The 19,833-nt window shown below is 68.3% G+C and carries 17 protein-coding genes and 2 riboswitches; of the genes, 10 read left to right on the top strand and 7 right to left on the bottom strand.

Going from position 1 to position 19,833, the window contains the following annotated elements:
* Positions 1-101 precede the first annotated feature (101 nt).
* The 3 genes from AC1DXV_RS18240 to AC1DXV_RS18230 are packed head-to-tail and all read left to right on the top strand — an operon-like array spanning position 102 to position 7,851.
* Complete coding sequence (locus AC1DXV_RS18240) at positions 102-3,242, top strand: efflux RND transporter permease subunit (protein WP_477934841.1); 3,141 nt, start codon at positions 102-104, stop codon at positions 3,240-3,242.
* Positions 3,239-6,430: an efflux RND transporter permease subunit gene (locus tag AC1DXV_RS18235; RefSeq protein WP_477934839.1), complete on the top strand. Its 3,192-nt coding sequence runs from the start codon at positions 3,239-3,241 to the stop codon at positions 6,428-6,430. Before AC1DXV_RS18240 ends, AC1DXV_RS18235 begins: the two co-directional genes overlap by 4 nt.
* Positions 6,427-7,851 carry an efflux transporter outer membrane subunit gene (locus AC1DXV_RS18230; RefSeq protein WP_477934837.1) on the top strand — a complete coding sequence of 475 codons (1,425 nt, stop codon included), beginning with the start codon at positions 6,427-6,429 and terminating at the stop codon, positions 7,849-7,851. The genes AC1DXV_RS18235 and AC1DXV_RS18230 overlap by 4 nt, the downstream gene beginning before the upstream one ends.
* Positions 7,852-7,884: 33 nt before the next feature.
* On the opposite strand, the gene AC1DXV_RS18225 is transcribed toward AC1DXV_RS18230, so the two are convergent.
* Both AC1DXV_RS18225 and AC1DXV_RS18220 read right to left on the bottom strand, forming a co-directional pair.
* On the bottom strand, positions 7,885-8,244 hold the full coding sequence (locus AC1DXV_RS18225) for a histidine phosphatase family protein (protein ID WP_477870540.1): 360 nt from the start codon (positions 8,242-8,244) through the stop codon (positions 7,885-7,887).
* Positions 8,245-8,248: 4 nt separating this feature from the next.
* Entirely contained in the window at positions 8,249-8,806 is a 558-nt protein-coding gene (locus tag AC1DXV_RS18220) for a histidine phosphatase family protein (protein ID WP_477934843.1), read from the bottom strand.
* Positions 8,807-9,013: 207 nt separating this feature from the next.
* Here AC1DXV_RS18220 and AC1DXV_RS18215 point away from each other — a divergent pair, with 207 nt between their 5' ends.
* Together AC1DXV_RS18215 and AC1DXV_RS18210 are read left to right on the top strand one after the other, a co-directional pair.
* Positions 9,014-9,235 (top strand): AbrB/MazE/SpoVT family DNA-binding domain-containing protein, encoded by a 222-nt coding sequence (locus tag AC1DXV_RS18215; protein ID WP_169667539.1) that lies wholly within the window; start codon positions 9,014-9,016, stop codon positions 9,233-9,235.
* A 145-nt stretch (positions 9,236-9,380) separates the two neighbouring features.
* Entirely contained in the window at positions 9,381-9,533 is a 153-nt protein-coding gene (locus AC1DXV_RS18210; RefSeq protein ID WP_477873730.1) for a hypothetical protein, read from the top strand.
* A 1-nt stretch (position 9,534) separates the two neighbouring features.
* Here AC1DXV_RS18210 and AC1DXV_RS18205 read toward each other — a convergent pair whose 3' ends face one another.
* Positions 9,535-9,930 (bottom strand): type II toxin-antitoxin system VapC family toxin, encoded by a 396-nt coding sequence (locus AC1DXV_RS18205; protein WP_477873729.1) that lies wholly within the window; start codon positions 9,928-9,930, stop codon positions 9,535-9,537.
* Complete coding sequence (locus tag AC1DXV_RS18200) at positions 9,927-10,178, bottom strand: AbrB/MazE/SpoVT family DNA-binding domain-containing protein (RefSeq protein ID WP_477873728.1); 252 nt, start codon at positions 10,176-10,178, stop codon at positions 9,927-9,929. Before AC1DXV_RS18200 ends, AC1DXV_RS18205 begins: the two co-directional genes overlap by 4 nt.
* 135 nt (positions 10,179-10,313) lie before the next feature.
* Positions 10,314-10,398, top strand: a riboswitch (glycine riboswitch).
* 16 nt (positions 10,399-10,414) lie between these two features.
* Positions 10,415-10,526, top strand: a riboswitch (glycine riboswitch).
* A 59-nt stretch (positions 10,527-10,585) separates the two neighbouring features.
* Here AC1DXV_RS18200 and gcvT point away from each other — a divergent pair.
* From gcvT to AC1DXV_RS18175, 5 genes are all read left to right on the top strand, one after another.
* The gene (gene gcvT / locus AC1DXV_RS18195; RefSeq protein WP_477934835.1) at positions 10,586-11,734 is read left to right on the top strand and encodes a glycine cleavage system aminomethyltransferase GcvT; all 1,149 of its coding nucleotides are present in this window, start codon (positions 10,586-10,588) and stop codon (positions 11,732-11,734) included.
* Between the two features lie 42 nt (positions 11,735-11,776).
* Complete coding sequence (gene gcvH / locus AC1DXV_RS18190) at positions 11,777-12,151, top strand: glycine cleavage system protein GcvH (protein WP_477934833.1); 375 nt, start codon at positions 11,777-11,779, stop codon at positions 12,149-12,151.
* A gap of 70 nt (positions 12,152-12,221) precedes the next feature.
* Positions 12,222-15,122: an aminomethyl-transferring glycine dehydrogenase gene (gcvP, locus tag AC1DXV_RS18185; protein ID WP_477934831.1), complete on the top strand. Its 2,901-nt coding sequence runs from the start codon at positions 12,222-12,224 to the stop codon at positions 15,120-15,122.
* A 22-nt stretch (positions 15,123-15,144) separates the two neighbouring features.
* Positions 15,145-16,536 carry an L-serine ammonia-lyase gene (locus AC1DXV_RS18180; protein ID WP_477934829.1) on the top strand — a complete coding sequence of 464 codons (1,392 nt, stop codon included), beginning with the start codon at positions 15,145-15,147 and terminating at the stop codon, positions 16,534-16,536.
* Between the two features lie 360 nt (positions 16,537-16,896).
* The gene (locus tag AC1DXV_RS18175; RefSeq protein ID WP_477871978.1) at positions 16,897-17,745 is read left to right on the top strand and encodes a DMT family transporter; all 849 of its coding nucleotides are present in this window, start codon (positions 16,897-16,899) and stop codon (positions 17,743-17,745) included.
* Positions 17,746-17,936: 191 nt separating this feature from the next.
* Here AC1DXV_RS18175 and AC1DXV_RS18170 read toward each other — a convergent pair whose 3' ends face one another.
* The 3 genes from AC1DXV_RS18170 to AC1DXV_RS18160 all read right to left on the bottom strand — a co-directional run.
* Entirely contained in the window at positions 17,937-18,713 is a 777-nt protein-coding gene (locus tag AC1DXV_RS18170; RefSeq protein ID WP_477934827.1) for a glycosyltransferase family 2 protein, read from the bottom strand.
* Positions 18,710-19,438: a lysophospholipid acyltransferase family protein gene (locus AC1DXV_RS18165; RefSeq protein WP_477871974.1), complete on the bottom strand. Its 729-nt coding sequence runs from the start codon at positions 19,436-19,438 to the stop codon at positions 18,710-18,712. Before AC1DXV_RS18165 ends, AC1DXV_RS18170 begins: the two co-directional genes overlap by 4 nt.
* Positions 19,435-19,833, bottom strand: a 399-nt coding sequence (locus AC1DXV_RS18160; RefSeq protein ID WP_477934825.1) for a RidA family protein, incomplete at its 5' end; no start/stop codon positions are given. The genes AC1DXV_RS18160 and AC1DXV_RS18165, both read right to left, overlap by 4 nt.

Genomic DNA, 19,833 nt, shown 5'->3' with positions numbered 1-19,833 from the left:
CCTCGGCCCCGGCCGGCTTCGCCTCGGGCGCGTCCGCGCCCTGGGGCGAACGGCGCCGCCAACGCCGCGAACAAGCCGAACAGCAGTAAGCCGGGACGGTCATGAACCCCTCCCGCCCGTTCATTGAAAGACCGGTAGCGACCTCGCTGCTGATGGTCGCCATCGTGCTCGCCGGCCTGGTGGGCTTCAAGTTCCTGCCGCTGGCCGCGCTGCCGCAGGTCGACTACCCGACCATCCAGGTGCAGACGCTCTACCCCGGCGCCAGCCCCGAGGTGATGACGAACACCGTCACCGCGCCGCTCGAGAAGCAGTTCGGCCAGATGCCGGGCCTGCAGCGCATGAGTTCGTCGAGCGCCGCCGGCGTCTCGATCGTCACGCTGCAGTTCTCGCTCGGCCAGACGCTCGACGTCGCCGAGCAGGAAGTGCAGGCCGCCATCAACGCCGGCGGCTCGCTGCTGCCGGCCGACCTGCCGGCGCCGCCGGTCTACGCCAAGGTCAACCCGGCCGATGCGCCGGTGCTGACGCTCGCGATCACCTCCGACTCGCTGCCGCTCACCGAGGTGCAGAACCTCGTCAACACGCGGCTCGCGCAGAAGATGTCGCAGGTCAGCGGCGTCGGCCTCGTGTCGCTGAGCGGCGGCCAGCGCCCTGCCGTGCGCATCCAGGCCGACACGCAGGCCCTCGCGTCGTACGGCATCGGCATCGACACCTTGCGCACCGCCATCACCGGCGCCAACGCGAACAGCGCCAAGGGCAGCTTCGACGGCCCGACCCGCACCTACAGCATCAATGCCAACGACCAGCTGCTGACGGTGGACGACTACAAGTCGCTGGTGGTCGCGTGGCGCAACAACGCGCCGGTGCGCATCGCCGACGTGGCCCAGGTCGTCAACAGCGCCGAGAACGTGCGCCTGGGCGCCTGGGCCGGCATCGACTGCGCCGAGTGCGCGGCCCACCCCGATGCGCGCCCGCTGGTGCCTGCGATCATCCTGAACGTGCAGCGCCAGCCCGGCGCCAACGTGATCGCCACCGTCGACGGCATCAAGGCGCGCCTGCCCGAACTGCAGGCCGGGCTGCCGCCGAGCGTCAGCGTCAACGTCCTCAGCGACCGCACCACCGGCATCCGCGCGTCGGTCAAGCACGTGGAGTTCGAACTGCTGCTGGCCGTGGTGCTGGTGGTGATCGTGATCTTCGCGTTCCTGCACAGCGTGCGCGCCACCGTGATCGCGAGCCTGGCGGTGCCGATCTCGCTGATCGGCACCTTCGGCGTGATGTACCTGCTGGGCTACAGCCTGAACAACCTGAGCCTGATGGCGCTGACCATCGCGACCGGCTTCGTCGTCGACGACGCGATCGTGATGATCGAGAACATCGCCCGCTACATCGAGGAAGGCGAGCCGCCGATGCAGGCAGCGCTGAAGGGCGCGACGCAGATCGGCTTCACGATCATCTCGCTGACCGTCTCGCTGATCGCGGTGCTGATCCCGCTGCTGTTCATGGGCGACGTGGTGGGCCGGCTGTTCCGCGAGTTCGCGGTGACGCTCGCGATCACGATCCTGATCTCGGCGGTGGTGTCGCTGACGCTGGTGCCGATGATGTCCGGCCGTTGGCTCACCCAGCACGAGGATCCGAAGACGGCGACGGGCTTCGGTGCCGCGACACAACGCCTGTTCGATCGCGTGATCGCCCAGTACGACGTCTGGCTCACCTGGGTGCTCGACCGCCAGGCGCTCACGCTGCTGGTGGCCGCCGCGACGCTCGCGCTGACCGTCGTGCTGTACCTGGTGATCCCGAAGGGCCTGTTCCCGACCCAGGACACCGGCCAGCTCAAAGCCCGGCTCGAAGCCGCGCAGGACGTCTCGTACAGCCGAATGGCCGCCCTGCAGCAGCAGGCCGCGCAAGCCGTGCTGGCCGACCCGGATGTCGCGAGCCTCAGCTCGTTCACCGGCGTCGACGCGGCCAACAACACGATGCTGAACACCGGCAGCATGCTGATCAACCTGCGCGGCCAGCGCAGCGGCACGCAGGCGCAGATCATGGATCGGCTGCGCGAGCGGGTGCAGAAGGTGGCCGGCGTCACGCTGTACCTGCAGCCCACGCAGGACCTGACGATCGACGCCGAATCCGGCCCCACCGAATACCGCGTGTCGCTCGAAGGCGTCAGCAGCGACATCGTCGCCGAATGGGCGCACAAGCTGGCCGACCAGCTGCGCACCGTGAAGCAGGTGCGCAACATCGTCACCGATGCCGGCGCGCAGGGCATGTCGGCCTACATCGACATCGACCGCGACACCGCATCGCGCCTGGGCATCACCGCCAGCGCCATCGACGACGCGCTGTACAGCGCGTTCGGCCAGCGCATCGTCTCGACGATCTTCACCGAGACCAACCAGTACCGCGTGATCCTCGAGGCGCAGCCCGGCCTGGTGAACAGCGCGCAGACGCTGGGCCTCTTGAACCTGCGCACCAGCTCGGGCGAGGCGACGCCGCTGTCGGCGATCGCCACCATCCGAGAGAAGCCGGCGCCGCTGCAGATCACGCACGTCGCGCAGTACCCGGCGACGACGCTCGGCTTCGACACCGCGAGCGGCGAATCGCTCGGCCATGCGGTCGACGCGATCCGGCAGGCCGCGAAGGACATCGCGCTGCCCCCCTCCGTCACGATGACCTTCCTCGGCGCGGCCGGCGCCTACCAGGCCTCGCTCGCCAACGAGCTGTGGCTGATCCTCGCGGCGCTGGTGTGCGTGTACATCGTGCTGGGCGTGCTGTACGAGAGCTACATCCACCCGCTGACGATTTTGTCGACGCTGCCATCGGCGGGCGTCGGCGCGCTGCTCGCGTTGATGCTGTCGGGCAACGACCTGGGCGTGATCGGCATCATCGGCATCATCCTGCTGATCGGCATCGTCAAGAAGAACGCGATCATGATGATCGACTTCGCGATCGATGCCGAGCGCCACCAGGGCAAGTCGCCGCGCGAGGCCATCCACCAGGCCGCGCTGCTGCGCTTCCGGCCGATCCTGATGACGACGCTGGCGGCGCTGTTCGCCGCGCTGCCGCTGATGTTCGGCGGCGGCGAAGGCTCCGAGCTGCGCATGCCGCTCGGGCTGTCGATCTTCGGCGGGCTGATCGTGAGCCAGGTGCTGACGCTGTTCACGACGCCGGTGATCTACCTCGGCTTCGACCGGCTGGGCCGGCGCGTGCGGCGCGCCGGCGCCATCCCTGACGGAGCGGCGGGATGAACCTCTCCAGGCCCTTCGTCACGCGGCCGATCGCGACCGTGCTGCTGACCATCGGCATGGCGCTGGCCGGCATYGGCGCGTTCTTCGTGCTGCCGGTGGCGCCGCTGCCGCAGGTGGATTTCCCGACCATCTCGGTCAGCGCCTCGCTGCCCGGCGCGAGCCCCGACACGATGGCCAGCAGCGTCGCCACGCCGCTGGAGCGGCACCTGGGCACCATCGCCGGCGTCAACGAGATGACCTCGTCGAGCTCGAGCGGCTCGGCCCGCGTGACGCTGCAGTTCGACCTGAGCCGCAACATCGACGGCGCGGCGCGCGAGGTGCAGGCGGCGATCAACGCATCGCGCGCCGACCTGCCGTCCACGCTGCGCAGCAACCCGACCTACCGCAAGGCGAACCCGTCGGACGCGCCGATCATCATCCTCGCGCTCACTTCGAAGACCCGCACGCCGGGGCAGATCTACGACGCGGTGTCGAACATCGTGCAGCAGAAGCTCGCGCAGGTCGACGGCGTCGGCGACGTCGAGCTCGGCGGCGGCTCGCTGCCCGCCGTGCGCGTCGAGCTGCTGCCGTTCGCGCTGAACCGCTTCGGCGTCAGCTCCGAGGATGTGCGTGCTGCCATCCAGGCCTCGAACGCGAACCGGCCCAAGGGCGCGATCGAGGACGGCGAGCGCCGCATGCAGATCTACACGCCGCCGCCCGGGCGCAGCGCGGCCGACTACCGCGGGCTGGTGGTGGCCTGGCGCAACAACTCGGCGGTGCGGCTCTCGGACGTGGCCAAGGTGAGCGACGGCGTCGAGAACGTGCGCACGCTGGGCCTGTTCAACGGCCAGCCGGCGGTGATCGTGCTGCTGACACGCCAGCCCGGCGCCAACGTGATCGAGACGGTCGACGGCGTGCGGGCGCTGCTGCCCGAGCTGCGCGCGCAGCTGCCGAGCGACATCGAGCTGCAGGTGGCCTCCGACAGCACCAACTCGATCCGCGCGTCGCTGCGCGAGATCGAGGGCACGCTGGTGATCTCGGTGCTGCTGGTGGTGGTGGTGGTCAGCGTGTTCCTGCGCAGCCTGCGCGCGACCATCGTGCCGGCGGTCGCCACCGTGGTGTCGCTGCTCGGCACCTTCGGCGTGATGTACCTGCTGGGCTACAGCCTGAACAACCTGAGCCTGATGGCGCTGACGGTGGCCACCGGCTTCGTCGTCGACGATGCGATCGTGGTGCTGGAGAACACCAGCCGCCACATCGAGTCCGGCATGGACCGCWTCGAGGCAGCGCTGCTCGGCGCGCGCGAGGTCGGCTTCACGGTGCTGTCGATCAGCCTGTCGCTGGTGGCGGTGTTCATCCCGCTGCTGTTCATGAGCGGGCAGATCGGCCGGCTGTTCCGCGAGTTCGCGGTGACGCTGTCGGTGGCGGTGCTGATCTCGCTGGTGATCTCGCTGACCACCACGCCGATGATGTGCGCCTGGCTGCTGAAGCCGGGCGGCCCGGTGCGCAAGCCGCCGGGCCGGCTGGCCCGTTTCTCGGAGCGCGTGTTCGCCGGCGTGCTGCGCGGCTACGAGCACAGCCTCGACTGGGCGCTGCACAGCAAGGCGCTGGTGATGCTGATCCTGCTGGCGGTGATCGGCCTGAACGTGTACCTCTTCAAGGCGACGCCGAAGGGCTTCTTCCCGCAGCAGGACAACGGGCAGCTGAACGGCGGCCTCGCGGCCGACCAGAGCATCTCGTTCGAGGCGCTGCAGGGCAAGCTGAAGCAGCTGGTCGACATCATCCATGCCGACCCGGCGGTCGACACGGTGGTCGGCTTCACCGGCGGCGGGCGCGCCGGCGGCGGCTTCATGTTCATCAACCTGAAACCGGTCGGCCAGCGCAAGGACGGCGGCCAGGCGGTGATCGCGCGGCTGCGCCCGCAGCTGGCCACCGTGACCGGCGTGCAGCTGTTCCTGAACCCGGTGCAGGACCTGCGGGCCGGCGGGCGATCGAGCAACTCGACCTACCAGTACACGCTGAAGAGCGACAACATCGCCGACCTGCGCAGCTGGGCGCTGAAGCTGGCCGACCAGATGCGCACCAAGGAAGAGCTGGCCGACGTCGACACCAACCAGCAGGACAACGGCGTGCAGAGCTTCGTCGACATCGACAAGGCGACCGCGGCGCGGCTGGGCATCACGACGCGCGATGTCGACAACGCGCTGTACGACAGCTTCGGCCAGCGCCAGGTGGCCACCATCTACGACGAGCTGAACCAGTACCACGTCGTGATGGAGGCGGCGCGCAGCCTGACGCGCAGCCCGACCTCGCTGAACGACGTGTACATCCCGCGCAAGGCCGGCACCGGCGCGGCGACCACCGCGACGCTGTCGGTGAACCCGGCGCTGCGCGACGCCTCGGGCGGCTCGGCGCTCTCCAACACCGCGAACACGATGGTGCCGCTGCAGGCGCTCGCGCGCTTCAGCGAGAGCGCGACGCCGACCTCGATCAACCACCAGGACGGCGAACTCGCGACCACGGTGTCGTTCAACCTGCCCGAGGGCGTGAGCCTGTCGGACGCGCAGGCGGCGGTGAAGCAGGCCGAGGCCGACATCGCGATGCCGGYCAATGTGCGCGGCAGCTTTGCGGGCACGGCGCGCGGTTTCCAGGATTCGCAGGCGCAGCAGCCGCTCTTGATCCTGGCGGCGATCGTCGTGATCTACATCGTGCTGGGCGTGCTGTACGAGAGCCTGGTGCACCCGGTGACGGTGCTGTCGACGCTGCCGTCGGCCGGCGTCGGCGCGGTGCTGGCGCTGCTGATGTTCCGCATGGAGTTCTCGATCATCGCGCTGATCGGCGTGTTCCTGCTGATCGGCATCGTCAAGAAGAACGCGATCCTGATCATCGACTTCGCGCTCGAGGCCGAGCGCTCGCGCGGGCTGTCGCCGCTCGAGGCGGTGCGCGAGGCCTGCCTGCTGCGCTTCCGCCCGATCCTGATGACGACGCTGGCCGCGGGCCTCGGCGCGCTGCCGCTGGCGATCGGCTTCGGCGAGGGCTCCGAGCTGCGCCAGCCGCTGGGCGTGGCCATCATCGGCGGGCTGATCGCGAGCCAGCTGCTGACCCTGCTGACGACGCCGGTCGTCTACCTCCTGCTCGACAAGCTGCGCCGCCGTGGCGCCGACGAGCGCCACCTGAGCCGCGGCACTGACGCTGCGCTGCACGCATGACTTCACGACTGACTCCTCTTGCTGTGGCCTTGCTGCTGGCCGGCTGCTCGGTGACCCCGCGCTACCAGGTGCCTGACACCGCGTTGCCCGCGGGCTACAAGGAAGTGCCGGCCGCGGCCGAAGGCTGGCTGCCGGCGGCGCCGGCCGATGCGCTCGACCGCGGGCCGTGGTGGACGCTGTTCGGCGACGAGACGCTGAACACGCTGGCCGGCCAGGTCGAGGTGTCGAACCAGAACATCGCGGCGGCGGTGGCCGGCTACGCGCAATCGCAATCGCTGGTGAAGCAGGCGCGGGCCTCGTTCTTCCCGAACGTCAGCCTGAGCGGCGGTGCGACGCGCTCCGGCGGTAGCGCGCGAACCTCCACCGGCAACACCTACCAGGTGGGCCTGGGCGCGAGCTGGGAGGCGCCGCTGTGGGGCAAGCTCGAAGCCGGTGTCGACGCCGCGACGGCCGGCGCGCAGGCGAGCGAGGCCGACCTGGCATCGGCGCGGCTGTCGGCGCAGGCGACGCTCGCCAGCACCTATTTCTCGCTGCGCGAGGCCGATGCCGAGATCGACGTCGTGACGCGCACGGTCGAGAGTTTCACGCGCTCRCAGACGATCACGCAGAACCGCTACGACGCCGGTGTCGCACCGAAGAGCGACCTGCTGCAAGCGCAGACGCAGCTCGCGAACGCGCAGGCCGACCTGGCGGCGCTGCGCCGCCAGCGCGCGGTGCTGGAGCATGCGATCGCGGTGCTGGTCGGCAAGGCGCCGGTGCAGTTCTCGCTGCCGCCGGCCGCGTGGCAGATGACGGTGYCGGCGGTGCCGCTGGTGGTGCCGTCGGAGCTGCTGCAGCGCCGGCCGGACATTGCCGGTGCGGAGCGCAGCGTGGCTTCGGCGAACGCGCAGATCGGCATCGCGCGCAGCGCGTACTTCCCGAGCCTGTCGCTGAGCGGCTCGATCGGGCAGCAGAGCAGCGCGGCGAGTCAGCTGTTCAACGCGAGCCAGACCCTGTGGTCGCTCGGCGTGTCGGTGGCGCAGACGATCTTCGACGCCGGCGCGACGCGGGCGCGCGTGGAAGGCGCCGAGGCGAGCCGCGATGTGGCTGTCGCGCTCTACCGGCAGACGACGCTCGCGGCGCTGCAGGCGGTGGAGGACCAGCTGTCGCTGGTGCGGATGCTGGCCGAGCAATCGCCGCTGCGGCAGCAGGCGTCAAAGGCGGCCGACGACACCGAGGTGCAGACGCTGAACCGGTACCGCGCCGGGCAGGTCAGCTACCTGGAGGTGGCGAGTGCGCAGTCGTCAGCGCTGAGCGCGCGGCGGGCGCTGGTGCAGCTGCAGGTGGACCAGCAGCTGGCGGCGATCGGGTTGATCCAGGCGATGGGTGGCGGGTGGCATGCGGGCTGGGTCACACAGCCCGTCTCTGCGTCATCACGTTGACGGCGCGACAACAAAGGCCCGAGCCGCCCCCTCTCAGGTTGTGGAGTCCTTTGAGGACAGCTGAGCCAGGCCCTGAAATACAAGTTCAGGCGCTTGCTCGGACGCGTCATATAGAAAAACTGCCATGTCGCAGTTGTCCGCATACGGGACCTTGTTTCTATCAGCTCCTTCTGTTCTATTTGAATCATCCGCCTCCAGAATGCACTTCCTCATAAGGGTATTGATTACCCGGCCGTGATTGACGAGAAGCACCTCTCTTTCGTTCCGGGAAGAATTTTCTACGATCAGATTCACCTCGAGCAAAACCCTTTCGAGTAGCACATTGTATTTTTCCGCACCCGGAATGGCAGGAAGATGATCCCAGAGCTCCAGCAGTTGCGGATACTCACGCATCAAATTATCCTCTTGATTTCCCCATTGTTCGCTGCGAGTCTTGTCGGAATACCCTGAAGCATCCCCCCCAGTTGATTTCCTTTAATCCTTCATTGACTTGAATATTTGAATCTGTTTTTCGGCCGATGATTTCTCCAGTATGAAAGGCGCGCGCCAAAGGAGAGCAGTGAACAGATGAAATGCTTATTTTTTTCTGCTCCTGCAATCGCCGTATACCTGAAGCAAGAGCATTCGCATCAGCGATTCCTTTTTCCGTCAAATCCTCGTCCGGAACTTCTGAACCTATTATTTTTCCTTGGAGATTTGAAGGCGTTTGCCCATGCCTCACCATCATGACCAAAGTGCCTTTCTGAGAATTGGCACTCCATGAAGAAAAATCGAATTTCATTCGATCAGGACTGACACCCATCAAATGAGGTGCCACCGAGAACTCCACCTTCTCGAAAAATCGACCCTTACCTTGAGCGGGCACGTTGCTTTTTTCAATATGATTGACATCACCATGATTTCCGAGAAAATGCTTGCCGGACACGATGAGATGCCTGTTTGATGCTGATTTCATGTTCACGTGTGATTGACCATGCGGATGAGTACCACGGCACGTGAAATCGTTCCGCCGAACTCGCGCACCACGTGACCCGGCCTCGGCTTGTGACGGTCAGCAGCGCCCGCCTTCATGTGCCCCAGYACCGAAGGCAGACTCGCGAAATCAGCATCTGCCTTGCCCGGCTCGCCAGCCTTACACTGCGAAGACTTGTAAGGAGTCCCCGTGACGGAATCCACCATCACCTCCAAGGGCCAGACCACGGTTCCGGCCGAGATCCGCGAGCGACTCGGGGCCGTCGCCGGCACGCGGCTCGTGTGGCACCTGATGCCCGACGGCAGTCTCATCGTGCGCGCCAAGACGCGTTCGCTGCGCGACATGGCCGGCATGCTGAAGGCGCCGAAGGGCAAGCGGGTCAGCATCGACGACATGAACCCCTGGCGCTGATGGCCGCGATCGACACCAACGTCCTGATCCGCTACCTCATCCAGGACGAAGACTCGCAATTCGCCATCGTCATGAAGTTGCTGGACGAGTGCGCGCGCGAAGGGCGCCCGCTGTTCGTGCCGGTCACCGTCGCGCTGGAGTTGGAGTGGGTGCTGCGATCGAACTTCCAGGTCGCCAAGCCCGACTTCATCAGCACCCTGTCGCAGTTGCTGCCCTGGCCGCGCAGGCCGGTGAGGAGCCGCTGTGGACCTTCGACAAGAAGGCGGCCAAAGTGGATGGCGCCAAGCTTCTCGCGTGAATCAGAGCAACTGCACGGTGTGCCCTTGTCGGGCGAGCAACGACACCGCTTGCTTGTCGAACGACACGAAGGTTTCCGCACCCAACCAACTGCCCTCGTAGGCCATGATGCCGTCCGCGAAATCGCCGCCGGCCTCCAGAACTGCAAGACCTGCCTCGACGGCAGGCCGGTTCACCGCCACCTTCTCTGTGGCCACCAGTGCCCGGATGGCCGAGGCGATCGAGGCGTCGTCGAAGCGATAGACCTTGCGCAGCACCCAGACGAACTCGCAAAGGCACGGCAGCGACACCGCGATCAGCGATGCTTCGGTCAGCACCTTGTCGGCAATACGCGCCTGTTTCAGGTCATCGCGAACGACGCCCCGCACCAGAACGTTCGTGTCGACGCCGATCCTCATTTCTTGCCGGACCAGCCAGCGGCTGCGGCCTGATTGATCTCGTCGATCGTGGCCACTTTGCGGGTCTTGCCTGCGAGCAATCCGAGAAAGCCTTCGATGGATCCCGTCGGCCGTGCCGCCTTCAATTCGATCCGGCCATCGGGCAGCAAGTCCACCTCGATCTTCTCGCCGGGCTGGATGCCCAGATGCTGCAGAACCTCTTTCCGAAACGTCACCTGGCCTCGGGTTGTGACGGTCAATGTGCTCATGGCGGTACCTCAAATCGCTCGGTAGGTCGTCATCGTAATGCAAAGTTGCCTTACCAAAGGCTCTGCATCGCCTTAGAGATCGACGATCGGTCGCCGCGCAGGCGACGCCCTCTCTTTCCGAGCTAAACTCGCGCCGCCAGGAGAGAGCTTCCAAGCGAAGCCGCCGAAGGCGCAGGTCCGGCAGCGATGCCGGCTCGAACGCTCAGGCAAAAGGACTGGCAAGCGCCCCGCGAGGGGCGTTCCTCGCTGGAGAGAGGCTCACCCCGAGTGAGTCCACCGAAGGGGCAAGCGGTCAACCGGGATCCGGGGGCCGCCAATCTCTCAGGTAAAGCRGACAGAGAGGGCATCCCCAACGCGTCGGCCGGCATGGCGACACGTTGGACCGGTGAATGCCCTCGGAGAAGACCATGTCCGCACTCGACCTGCCGCTGTCCTCGTCAACGAACAGCCCCCTGCTCAAGACCCCCCTCCACGCACTTCACCTCGAACTCGGCGCCAAGATGGTGCCCTTCGCCGGCTACGAAATGCCGGTGAACTACCCCGGCGGCATCATCGCCGAGCACAAGCACTGCCGCAGCGCCGCCTCGCTGTTCGACGTCTCCCACATGGGCCAGGTCCGCCTGGTCGGCCCCGACGCCGCCAAGGCCCTCGAATCGCTGGTGCCCGTCGACATCGTCGACCTCGCCGTCGGCAAGCAGCGCTACGGCTTCTTCACCAACACCAGCGGCGGCATCCTCGACGACCTGATGATCACGCGCCGCGAGAACGACCTGCTCGTCATCGTCAACGCCGCCTGCAAGGACGCCGACATCAAGCACCTGGTGACCCACATCGCCCACAAGTGCACCGTGCAGCCGCTGCCCGAGCGCGCGCTGCTCGCGCTGCAGGGCCCGCAGGCCGTGAAGGCGCTGGCCCGCCTGAATGCCGATGCCGCCACCCTCACCTTCATGACCGGCCGCGCGCTGACGCTGGCCGGCGCCGACTGCTTCGTGACCCGCTCCGGCTACACCGGCGAAGACGGCTTCGAGATCTCGGTCGCCGCCGACCAGGCCGAATCGCTGGCCCGCGCGCTGCTCGCCCAGCCCGAGGTCAAGCCCTGCGGCCTCGGCGCGCGCGACACGCTGCGCCTGGAAGCCGGCCTGTGCCTGTACGGCCACGACATCGACGAGAAGACCACGCCGGTCGAGGCCGGCCTCACCTGGGCGATCCAGAAGGTGCGCCGCGCCGGTGGCGCGCGCGCCGGCGGCTACCCCGGTGCCAGCGTGATCGACGGGCAGTTCGCCCACGGCCCGACGAACAAGCGCGTCGGCCTGCTCGGCCTCGAGCGCGTGCCGGTGCGCGAAGGCGCCACCATCGTCGACGGCCAGGGCCACAAGCTCGGCCACGTGACCAGCGGCACGCTGTCGCCCAGCGTCAACCAGCCGATCGCGATGGCCTACCTCGCCGGCAACCACGCGCTGCCGCACCACGAGGTGTTCGCCGAGGTGCGCGGCAAGCGGCAGCCGATGCGCGTCGCGCCGATGCCGTTCTCGCCGCACCGGTACTTCCGTGGCTGATTTCCTTTCAACCCCTTTGACCTCGTTCCCAAGGAGACCCCGATGACGACCATGTACACCCCCGACCACGAGTGGATCAACATCGAAGACCACGAGGCCGCCACCGTCRGCATCACGCTCCACGCGCAGGATGCGCTGGGCGACGTGGTCTTCGTCGRCCTGCCGGAAGTCGGCCGCACCTTCAAGAAGGGCGAGGTCGCCGGCGTCGTCGAATCGGTGAAGGCCGCCGCCGACCTGTACATGCCGGTGGCCGGCGAGATCGTCGAGGTCAACGAGGCGCTGCGCGCCGACCCGTCGCTCGCCAACAGCGATCCGCTGGGCAACGGCTGGTTCTTCAAGGTGCACGTCACCGACATGGGCGAGTTCGACCAGTTGATGGACCAACCCGCCTACGACGAGCTCGTCAAGAACGCCTGAGGCTTGCCGCGAGTCCCGGATTGACATCCGGGCTACGACCTTGCCGACCCTCTCTTCACACGGAACTGCCATGTTGATGTCCGCCGCCACGCCCCTGGGCGCCCTCGAGAACGCCACCGAATTCGTCGCCCGCCACATCGGGATCGAGGAGGCGGACGAACGGCACATGCTGTCTGCCATCGGCGCCGCATCGCGCCGCGCGCTGATCGACGCGATCGTGCCGCGCGCCATTGCCCGCCCGGTGCCGATGCAGCTGCCCGCCGCGCTGACCGAGGCGCAGGCGCTCGCCGAGCTGAAGGGCATCGCCGCGCGCAACCAGGTGCTGAAGAGCTTCATCGGCCAGGGCTACCACGGCACCCTGACGCCCGGCGTCATCCTGCGCAACATCCTCGAGAACMCGGCCTGGTACACCGCCTACACGCCCTACCAGGCCGAGATCTCGCAGGGCCGCATGGAGGCGCTCGTCAACTTCCAGACCATGGTCTGCGAGCTGACGGGGCTGGCGATCGCCGGCTCGTCGATGCTCGACGAAGCCACCGCCGCCGCCGAGGCGATGACGCTCGCGCTGCGCGTGGGCAAGAGCAAGAGCACCACCTTCTTCGTCGCCGACGACGTGCTGCCGCAGACGCTCGAGGTGGTGCGCACGCGCGCCGAGCCGCTCGGCCTCGCGGTCGTCACCGGCCCGGCCGCCGATGCGGCCAAGGACAAGCCCTTCGGCGCGCTGTTCCAGTACCCCGGCGTCAACGGCGTCGTGCAGGACCTGGCGCCGGTGATCGCCGCGGTGCATGCGGCCGGCGGCCTCGCGATCGTCGCCGCCGACCTGCTGGCGCTGACGCTGATCACGCCCCCTGGCGAGATGGGTGCCGACATCGCGGTCGGCAACACGCAGCGCTTCGGCATGCCGATGGGCAACGGCGGCCCGCACGCCGCCTACATGGCGACCAAGGACGAGTTCAAGCGCTCGATGCCCGGCCGGCTGGTCGGCGTCAGCGTCGACGTGCACGGCAACCCGGCCTACCGCCTCGCGCTGCAGACGCGCGAGCAGCACATCCGCCGCGAGAAGGCCACGTCGAACATCTGCACCGCGCAGGTGCTGCCGGCGGTGATCGCGAGCATGTACGCCGTGTACCACGGGCCGCAAGGCCTGAAACGCATCGCCGGCCGCGTCGCCAGCTACACCGCTGTGCTGGCGGCCGGCCTGAAGGAAGCCGGCTGCACGCTGGCGCACGAGAGCGCGTTCGACACGCTCGAGGTGCGGACCGGCGGCCGCACCGAGGCCGTGCTGCAGGCCGCGCGCGAATCGGGGTTCAACCTGCGCCGCGCCTCGGCCGCGAGCGTCGGCATCTCGCTGGACGAAACCACCACGCGCGGCGACATCGACGCGCTGCTGCGCATCGTGCCGTCCCGCCCGCTCGACAGCGCCGCGCTGTGGGCGCGCAGCGAGAAGGGCGTGGCCGCGCTGGTGCCGGCCGAGCTGGCGCGCCGCAGCGCCTTCCTGTCGCATCCGGTGTTCAACACGCACCACAGCGAGACCGAGATGCTGCGCTACATCCGCAGCCTGTCCGACAAGGATCTCGCGCTCGACCGCAGCATGATCCCGCTCGGCTCGTGCACGATGAAGCTGAACGCGACCAGCGAGATGATCCCGATCACCTGGCCGGAGTTCGCGAACGTGCACCCGTTCGCACCGCTTGACCAGCTGGCCGGCTACGCGCTGCTCGACCAGCAGCTGCGCGACTGGCTGTGCCAGGCCACCGGCTATGCCGGCATCAGCCTGCAGCCCAATGCCGGCTCGCAGGGCGAGTACGCCGGGCTGCTGGTGATCAAGGCCTTCCACAAGTCGCGTGGCGAGGGCCACCGCAACATCTGCCTGATCCCCGAATCGGCGCACGGCACCAACCCGGCCAGCGCGCAGATGGTGGGGCTGCAGGTGGTGGTCACGAAGTGCGATGCCGACGGCAACGTCGACCTCGCCGACCTGAAGGCCAAGTGCGAGCAGCACAGCGCGAACCTCGCCTGCGTGATGATCACCTACCCTTCCACCTACGGCGTGTTCGAGACGCGCGTGAAGGAGCTGTGCGCACTGGTGCACGAGCACGGCGGGCGGGTGTACGTGGACGGCGCCAACATGAACGCGCTGGTCGGCATCGCCGCGCCGGGTGAGTTCGGCGGCGATGTGAGCCACCTGAACCTGCACAAGACCTTCTGCATCCCGCACGGCGGCGGCGGGCCGGGCGTCGGCCCGGTGTGCGTGGCGGCCGACCTGGTGCCTTTCCTGCCGGCGCACCGCGCGGCGGGCATCGGCACCGACTCCCAGGTGGGCGCGGTCTCGGCCGCACCGTTGGGCAATGCGGCCGTGCTGCCGATCAGCTGGATGTACGTGCGCATGATGGGCTCGGAAGGCCTGCAGGCCGCGACCGAGACGGCGATCCTCAGCGCCAACTACGTGGCCGCACGCCTGGCCGACCACTACGACATCCATTACAGCGGCAACATCGCCGGCGTGAAGGGCGGCGGCGTGGCGCACGAGTGCATTCTCGACCTGCGCCCGCTGAAGGAGACCTCGGGCGTCAGCGCCGAGGATGTCGCGAAGCGCCTGATCGACTACGGCTTCCATGCGCCGACGCTGAGCTTCCCGGTGGCCGGCACGCTGATGGTGGAGCCGACCGAGAGCGAACCGCTGGTCGAGCTGGACCGCTTCTGCGACGCGATGATCGCGATCCGCGAGGAGATCCGCAAGGTCGAGCAGGGGCAGTGGCCGCAGGACGACAACCCGCTGAAGGCCGCGCCGCACACCACCGGCGCGCTGATGAAGGCGGAGTGGCCGCATGCGTATTCGCGCGAGGAAGCGGCCTTCCCGCTCAAGAGCCTGAAGAAGCAGAAGTACTGGTCGCCGGTGGGTCGCGTGGACAACGTCTACGGCGATCGCAACCTGTTCTGCAGCTGCCCCCCGCTGTCCGACTACAGCTGATCCCCCCACCTGAAAGCGCGCCATGGCCGTATCGGTCTTCGACCTGTTCAAGATCGGCATCGGCCCATCGAGCTCGCACACGGTGGGGCCGATGCGCGCAGCGCGGCTGTTCGCGCTGCGCCTGCAGCACGACGGCCTGCTGCCCCGTGTGGCACGCGTGCTGGCCGAGCTGTACGGCTCGCTCGGCGCGACCGGCAAGGGGCATGGCAGCGACAAGGCGGTGCTGCTCGGGCTCGCGGGGCACGAGCCGGACCGCGTCGATCCCGATGCGATCCCGGCCCACCTCGACGCCATTCGCAGCGGCAAGCAGCTGCAGCTGCTGGGCGAGCACGCGATCACGTTCAACGAGAAGACCGACCTGGTCTTCTTCCGCCGGCAGACGCTGCCCTTCCACGCCAACGGCATGCGCTTCGTCGCGTACGACACCGAGGGTGGCGAACTCGCGGCGCGCACCTACTACTCGGTGGGCGGCGGCTTTGTCGTCAGCGAAGAGCTGGCGGCCGACGGCAGCAAGCAGAAGGTGCTGGCGCCGGACACCACGGTGCTGCCGCTGCCCTTCCATTCGGGCGCYGACCTGCTGACGATCGCCGCGCGCGAGCGCTGCAGCATCGCGCAGATCATGCGGCGCAACGAACGGCACTGGCGCACCGACGACGAGATCGACGCCGGCCTGTTGCACATCTGGCAGGTGATGCAGGACTGCGTGGCGCGCGGCTCGCGCACCGACGGCGTGCTGCCCGGCGGCTTCAAGGTGCGGCGGCGCGCGGCCGACCTGCACCGGCAGCTGTCGTCGAACCCCGAGGCGGCGCTGCGCGACCCGCTGCAGGTGCTCGATTGGGTGAACCTGTACGCGCTCGCGGTGAATGAAGAGAACGCGGCCGGCGGGCGCGTCGTGACGGCGCCGACCAACGGTGCGGCCGGCATCGTGCCGGCGGTGCTGCACTACTACGCGCGCTTCGTCGCGGGGGCCACGCCGGCCGGCATCATCGACTTCCTGCTGACGGCGGCGGCGATCGGCATCCTCTACAAGGAGAACGCGTCGATCAGCGGCGCCGAGGTGGGCTGCCAGGGCGAGGTCGGCGTCGCGTGCTCGATGGCCGCTGGCGCGCTGTGCGCGGTGCTGGGCGGCACGCCGGAGCAGGTGGAGAACGCGGCCGAGATCGGCATGGAGCACCACCTGGGTCTCACTTGCGACCCGGTCGGCGGGCTGGTGCAGATCCCGTGCATCGAACGCAACGCGATCGCATCGGTGAAGGCGATCAACGCGGCGCGCATGGCGATGCGCGGCGACGGCACGCACCACGTGAGCCTCGACAAGGTCATCAAGACGATGCGCGACACCGGCGCGGACATGATGACGAAGTACAAGGAAACGGCGCGCGGCGGGTTGGCGGTGAACATCGTGGAGTGCTGACGCGTCGGCGAGGCAAAGGCGCGTGCGGGGAGGCTGTGGCTCGCCGGCCGGTGCGGTCTTCGCCCCTCTCGGGGCGAAGACTGCCCTGCGCTGACTGGTTTCATGGCCCGTCGCCGAAACTCCCTCCACTCACTTCGTTCGTTGTGGTCAAACAGTCGGCGACAGTCAGTGCACGAAGCGCGCTGGCGCGCGCGGGCCATGAAACCAGCCAGCTCCGGCGCCCCGGCTTTATTGGCGCTCCACAGCCTCCCCGCACGCGCCTTTGGGCACCACCGCTCTTTAGGGAGGTGACAAGCGAACAAGTGGGGATGGAGCCCGGGTTGTCACCCGGGCAGGCTCCTGCAACGCACGTCCAGCCATATGACAGACCACCACAAAGGCATCCTCTACGCCCTCGCCGCTGCCGCGCTCAACGCCAGCATCGGCGTGCTGACCAAGACGCTCGTCGCGCTGGGCTTTGCGCCGAGCAGCATCGCAGGGCTCAAGACCGTCATCGGCTTCGTGATCCTGCTGGGCATCGTGCTGGTGCAGGCACCTCGGCAATTGCGCGGCAGCTGGCTGCAGGCCGGCCTGTGCGCGTTCTTCGGCATCTTCGTGCTGTTCCACTTCGAGACGGCCGCGTATGCGCATCAGTCGGCCGCCAATGTCGTCGTGATGCTGATGGCCTGCGCGGCATTCTCGGCGATGGCCCTGGGCTGGCCGGTGCTGGGTGACCGGCCCAGGCGCCGGCAGGTCCTCGGCCTGCTGGTCGCGGTGGTGGGTGTCGCACTGATTTGCGGCGCGAACCTCGGTGGTGATCTGCAAGGCCTGCTGCTCGCCGCCATCGCCGGCACCGGCTACGGCATCTTCTCGGTGCTCGTCAAGAAGCTCGGGCTGCAGGGCGGCTTCGCGCTGACGACACGCCTGCTGTTCTTCGGCAGCCTCTACCTCGGCATCGCCATCCAGCCGGACAACCTTGCCCAGGCGCAGTGGAGCGCGACAGCCGTGCTGCTGCTCGTGCTGCTGGCGATCTTTCCGACCGTGCTCGGCTTCGTCTGCACGACACGCGCGATCCAGGACATCTCGCCAGGCCGCGTGCAGACGTTGGAACTGGCAGAGCCGGTATTCGCCGCGGTGTTCGCACTGGCAATGCTCGGCGAAGTGCCGACCAGCGGCGCCCTGATCGGTGGCGCCGTGGTGATGGCGGGGCTGTACCTCAGCGCTTCGTAGAGGCTGATCCCGGGGTTGTCACCCTCATTTGTTCGCTTGTCACAGTCGAAGGAGCAGGGTGGTGGCCCGAAGGCGCGTGCGGGGAGGCTGTGGAGCGCCAATAAAGCCGGGGCGCCGGAGCTGGCTGGTTTCATGGCCCGCGTGCGCAGCACGCGCCTTCCGCGCCAACGTCGCCGCGGAGTGACTTGCCTCTAAGGGCGGTACTGAAACGGCGGCAAGCGCCTCGCACGCCGCCACACCAGCACCGGCAGCCGCAGCAGGAACTCCAGCATCAGCCGCGCATGCATCCACGTCAGCAGCGCGTTGTCGCGCCCGTAGCGGAAGTGCGAGACGCCGCCCTCCTCCGCCGTCAGGTACTTCACCGGCGCCGGCAGGTTGATCGGCGCGACGCCGCGCCACGCAAGCCGCACCACCGCCTCGGTATCGAAATCGAAGCGCCGCATCCACGGCTGGCGCTTCATCACCGCCATCAGCGGCTCGATCGGGTACACGCGGAAGCCGTACAGCGAATCGCCGATGCCGGCGTTCAGCGTCTCCAGGTCGGTCCAGCCGTTCGAGATGCGCCGCCCGCGCACCCGCAGCAGCGGCGCCGATGCATCGAACACCGGCTTGCCCAGCACCATCGCATCAGGGTGCTCCACCGACCGCGCCATGAACTGCGGGATCAGCCCGGCCGGGTGCTGCCCGTCCGAATCCATCGTCAGCACATGCGTGAAACCCGCCTCGCGCGCCGCCTGCAGCCCGGCCAGCACCGCAGCCCCCTTGCCCTGGTTGCGCGGCAGCACGATCACGCGCAGCTGCGCATCGGCCTCGGCCAGGCGCTGCAGCCCCTCGGCCGTGCCGTCGGTGCTGCCGTCCACCACCACCCACACCGGCGACCACTGCGCGCGCGCCGCACGCACCGTCTCGTACACCGTCGCGCCGGTGTTGTAGCTCGGGATCAGCACCGCATGCCGGGTTGCGCTCACGTCAGCTCTTTCCTGAAATACGTTTCCAGCTCGTCCAGCGGCAGCGCCGCACCCTCCCGCGGCTCGAAGCGCTCGCCCAGCCGCAGCCGGAACGCCATCGGAAACGGCGGCACGCGCCAGATCGGCCAGCCCTTGCGCAGGTACGGCGACTCGGTCTCGATGAACACCGTCTGGATCGGCACGCCGGCCTTGTGCGCGATCGCCGTCACGCCCGGGCGGAAGCGGTTCAACGTCTCGCCGGCCGCGGTGCGCGTGCCCTCGGGGAACATCACCAGCTGCGAGCCATCACGCAGGTTCGCGATCGCATGCCGCAGCATCGTGCGCGGCGAATCGTTCGGGATGTAGCGCGCCAGCCGCGCACCGGCCCCGAGGAACACGCTGCGCATCAGGTCGCCCTTCATGATGCACACGCCGCGCTGCAGCCGCGCGACGATCAGCAGCGCATCGACCATGCTCGGGTGGTTGGCCACCACCACCAGCCCGGTCGCATCGTCATTCAGGCGATCGAGCGCCTGGCTGTCGACCTCCATCAGCCCGAACCCGACCGCGAGGTTCCAGAACACGCGGTACGAACTCGCCACCACGTGCCGCCCGATGGCCTGCGCCCGCTGCCGCGGCACCAGCGGCAGCATCAGCGCCGCGATCAGGTTCCAGCCGAGCGAGGCCAGGCCCAGCCCGAGCAGCAGCAGGTAGAAGCACGCGAGCTGCCAGCCGCGCCGGATCATGGGGGCGACGGCTCCGCGGCCGACGCGATGCCGTGCGCCTCGACCTCGACCAGCAGGTCGGCGCGGCACACGTCGGCGCGCAGGTAGATGGCGTTGCGCAGCGCCGGCGCCTCGGCACCCAGGCGCTGCGCCAGCACCTCGCGCACCACCGGCAGGTCGCGCGCATGGCGGACGTAGACGGTGCAGGCCAGCGTGTCGACACGGTGCGCCCGCGGCCCGATCATGCTCAGCGCGTTGGCCGCGTCGACCACCGCGGCGACGTTCGCGAGCGTCTCCTCGGTCTGCCGGGCCACGTCGCCGGCGTGCAGCGTCTGGTGCCCGACGATGCTGGCGGTGCCCGACAGGAACAAGGCCTCGCGCCCGCCGCCGATCGACGCCAGCGCGCCGCGCGAGAA

Source organism: Rhizobacter sp. P3_C12, from assembly GCF_056402735.1.
The sequence above is the reverse complement of the archived record's forward strand: the minus strand, read 5'-3'. Positions and strand labels throughout refer to the sequence as shown.

What these genes read in the sequence shown, in the direction of transcription:
- AC1DXV_RS18240 (WP_477934841.1), top strand. Translation starts at nt 102, where the DNA reads ATGAACCCCTCCCGCCCGTTCATTGAAAGACCGGTAGCGACCTCGCTG.
- AC1DXV_RS18225 (WP_477870540.1), bottom strand. Translation starts at nt 8,244, where the DNA reads ATGCGTGAGTATCCGCAACTGCTGGAGCTCTGGGATCATCTTCCTGCC.
- AC1DXV_RS18220 (WP_477934843.1), bottom strand. Translation starts at nt 8,806, where the DNA reads ATGAAATCAGCATCAAACAGGCATCTCATCGTGTCCGGCAAGCATTTT.
- AC1DXV_RS18205 (WP_477873729.1), bottom strand. Translation starts at nt 9,930, where the DNA reads ATGAGGATCGGCGTCGACACGAACGTTCTGGTGCGGGGCGTCGTTCGC.
- AC1DXV_RS18200 (WP_477873728.1), bottom strand. Translation starts at nt 10,178, where the DNA reads ATGAGCACATTGACCGTCACAACCCGAGGCCAGGTGACGTTTCGGAAA.
- gcvT (WP_477934835.1), top strand. Translation starts at nt 10,586, where the DNA reads ATGTCCGCACTCGACCTGCCGCTGTCCTCGTCAACGAACAGCCCCCTG.
- AC1DXV_RS18175 (WP_477871978.1), top strand. Translation starts at nt 16,897, where the DNA reads ATGACAGACCACCACAAAGGCATCCTCTACGCCCTCGCCGCTGCCGCG.
- AC1DXV_RS18165 (WP_477871974.1), bottom strand. Translation starts at nt 19,438, where the DNA reads ATGATCCGGCGCGGCTGGCAGCTCGCGTGCTTCTACCTGCTGCTGCTC.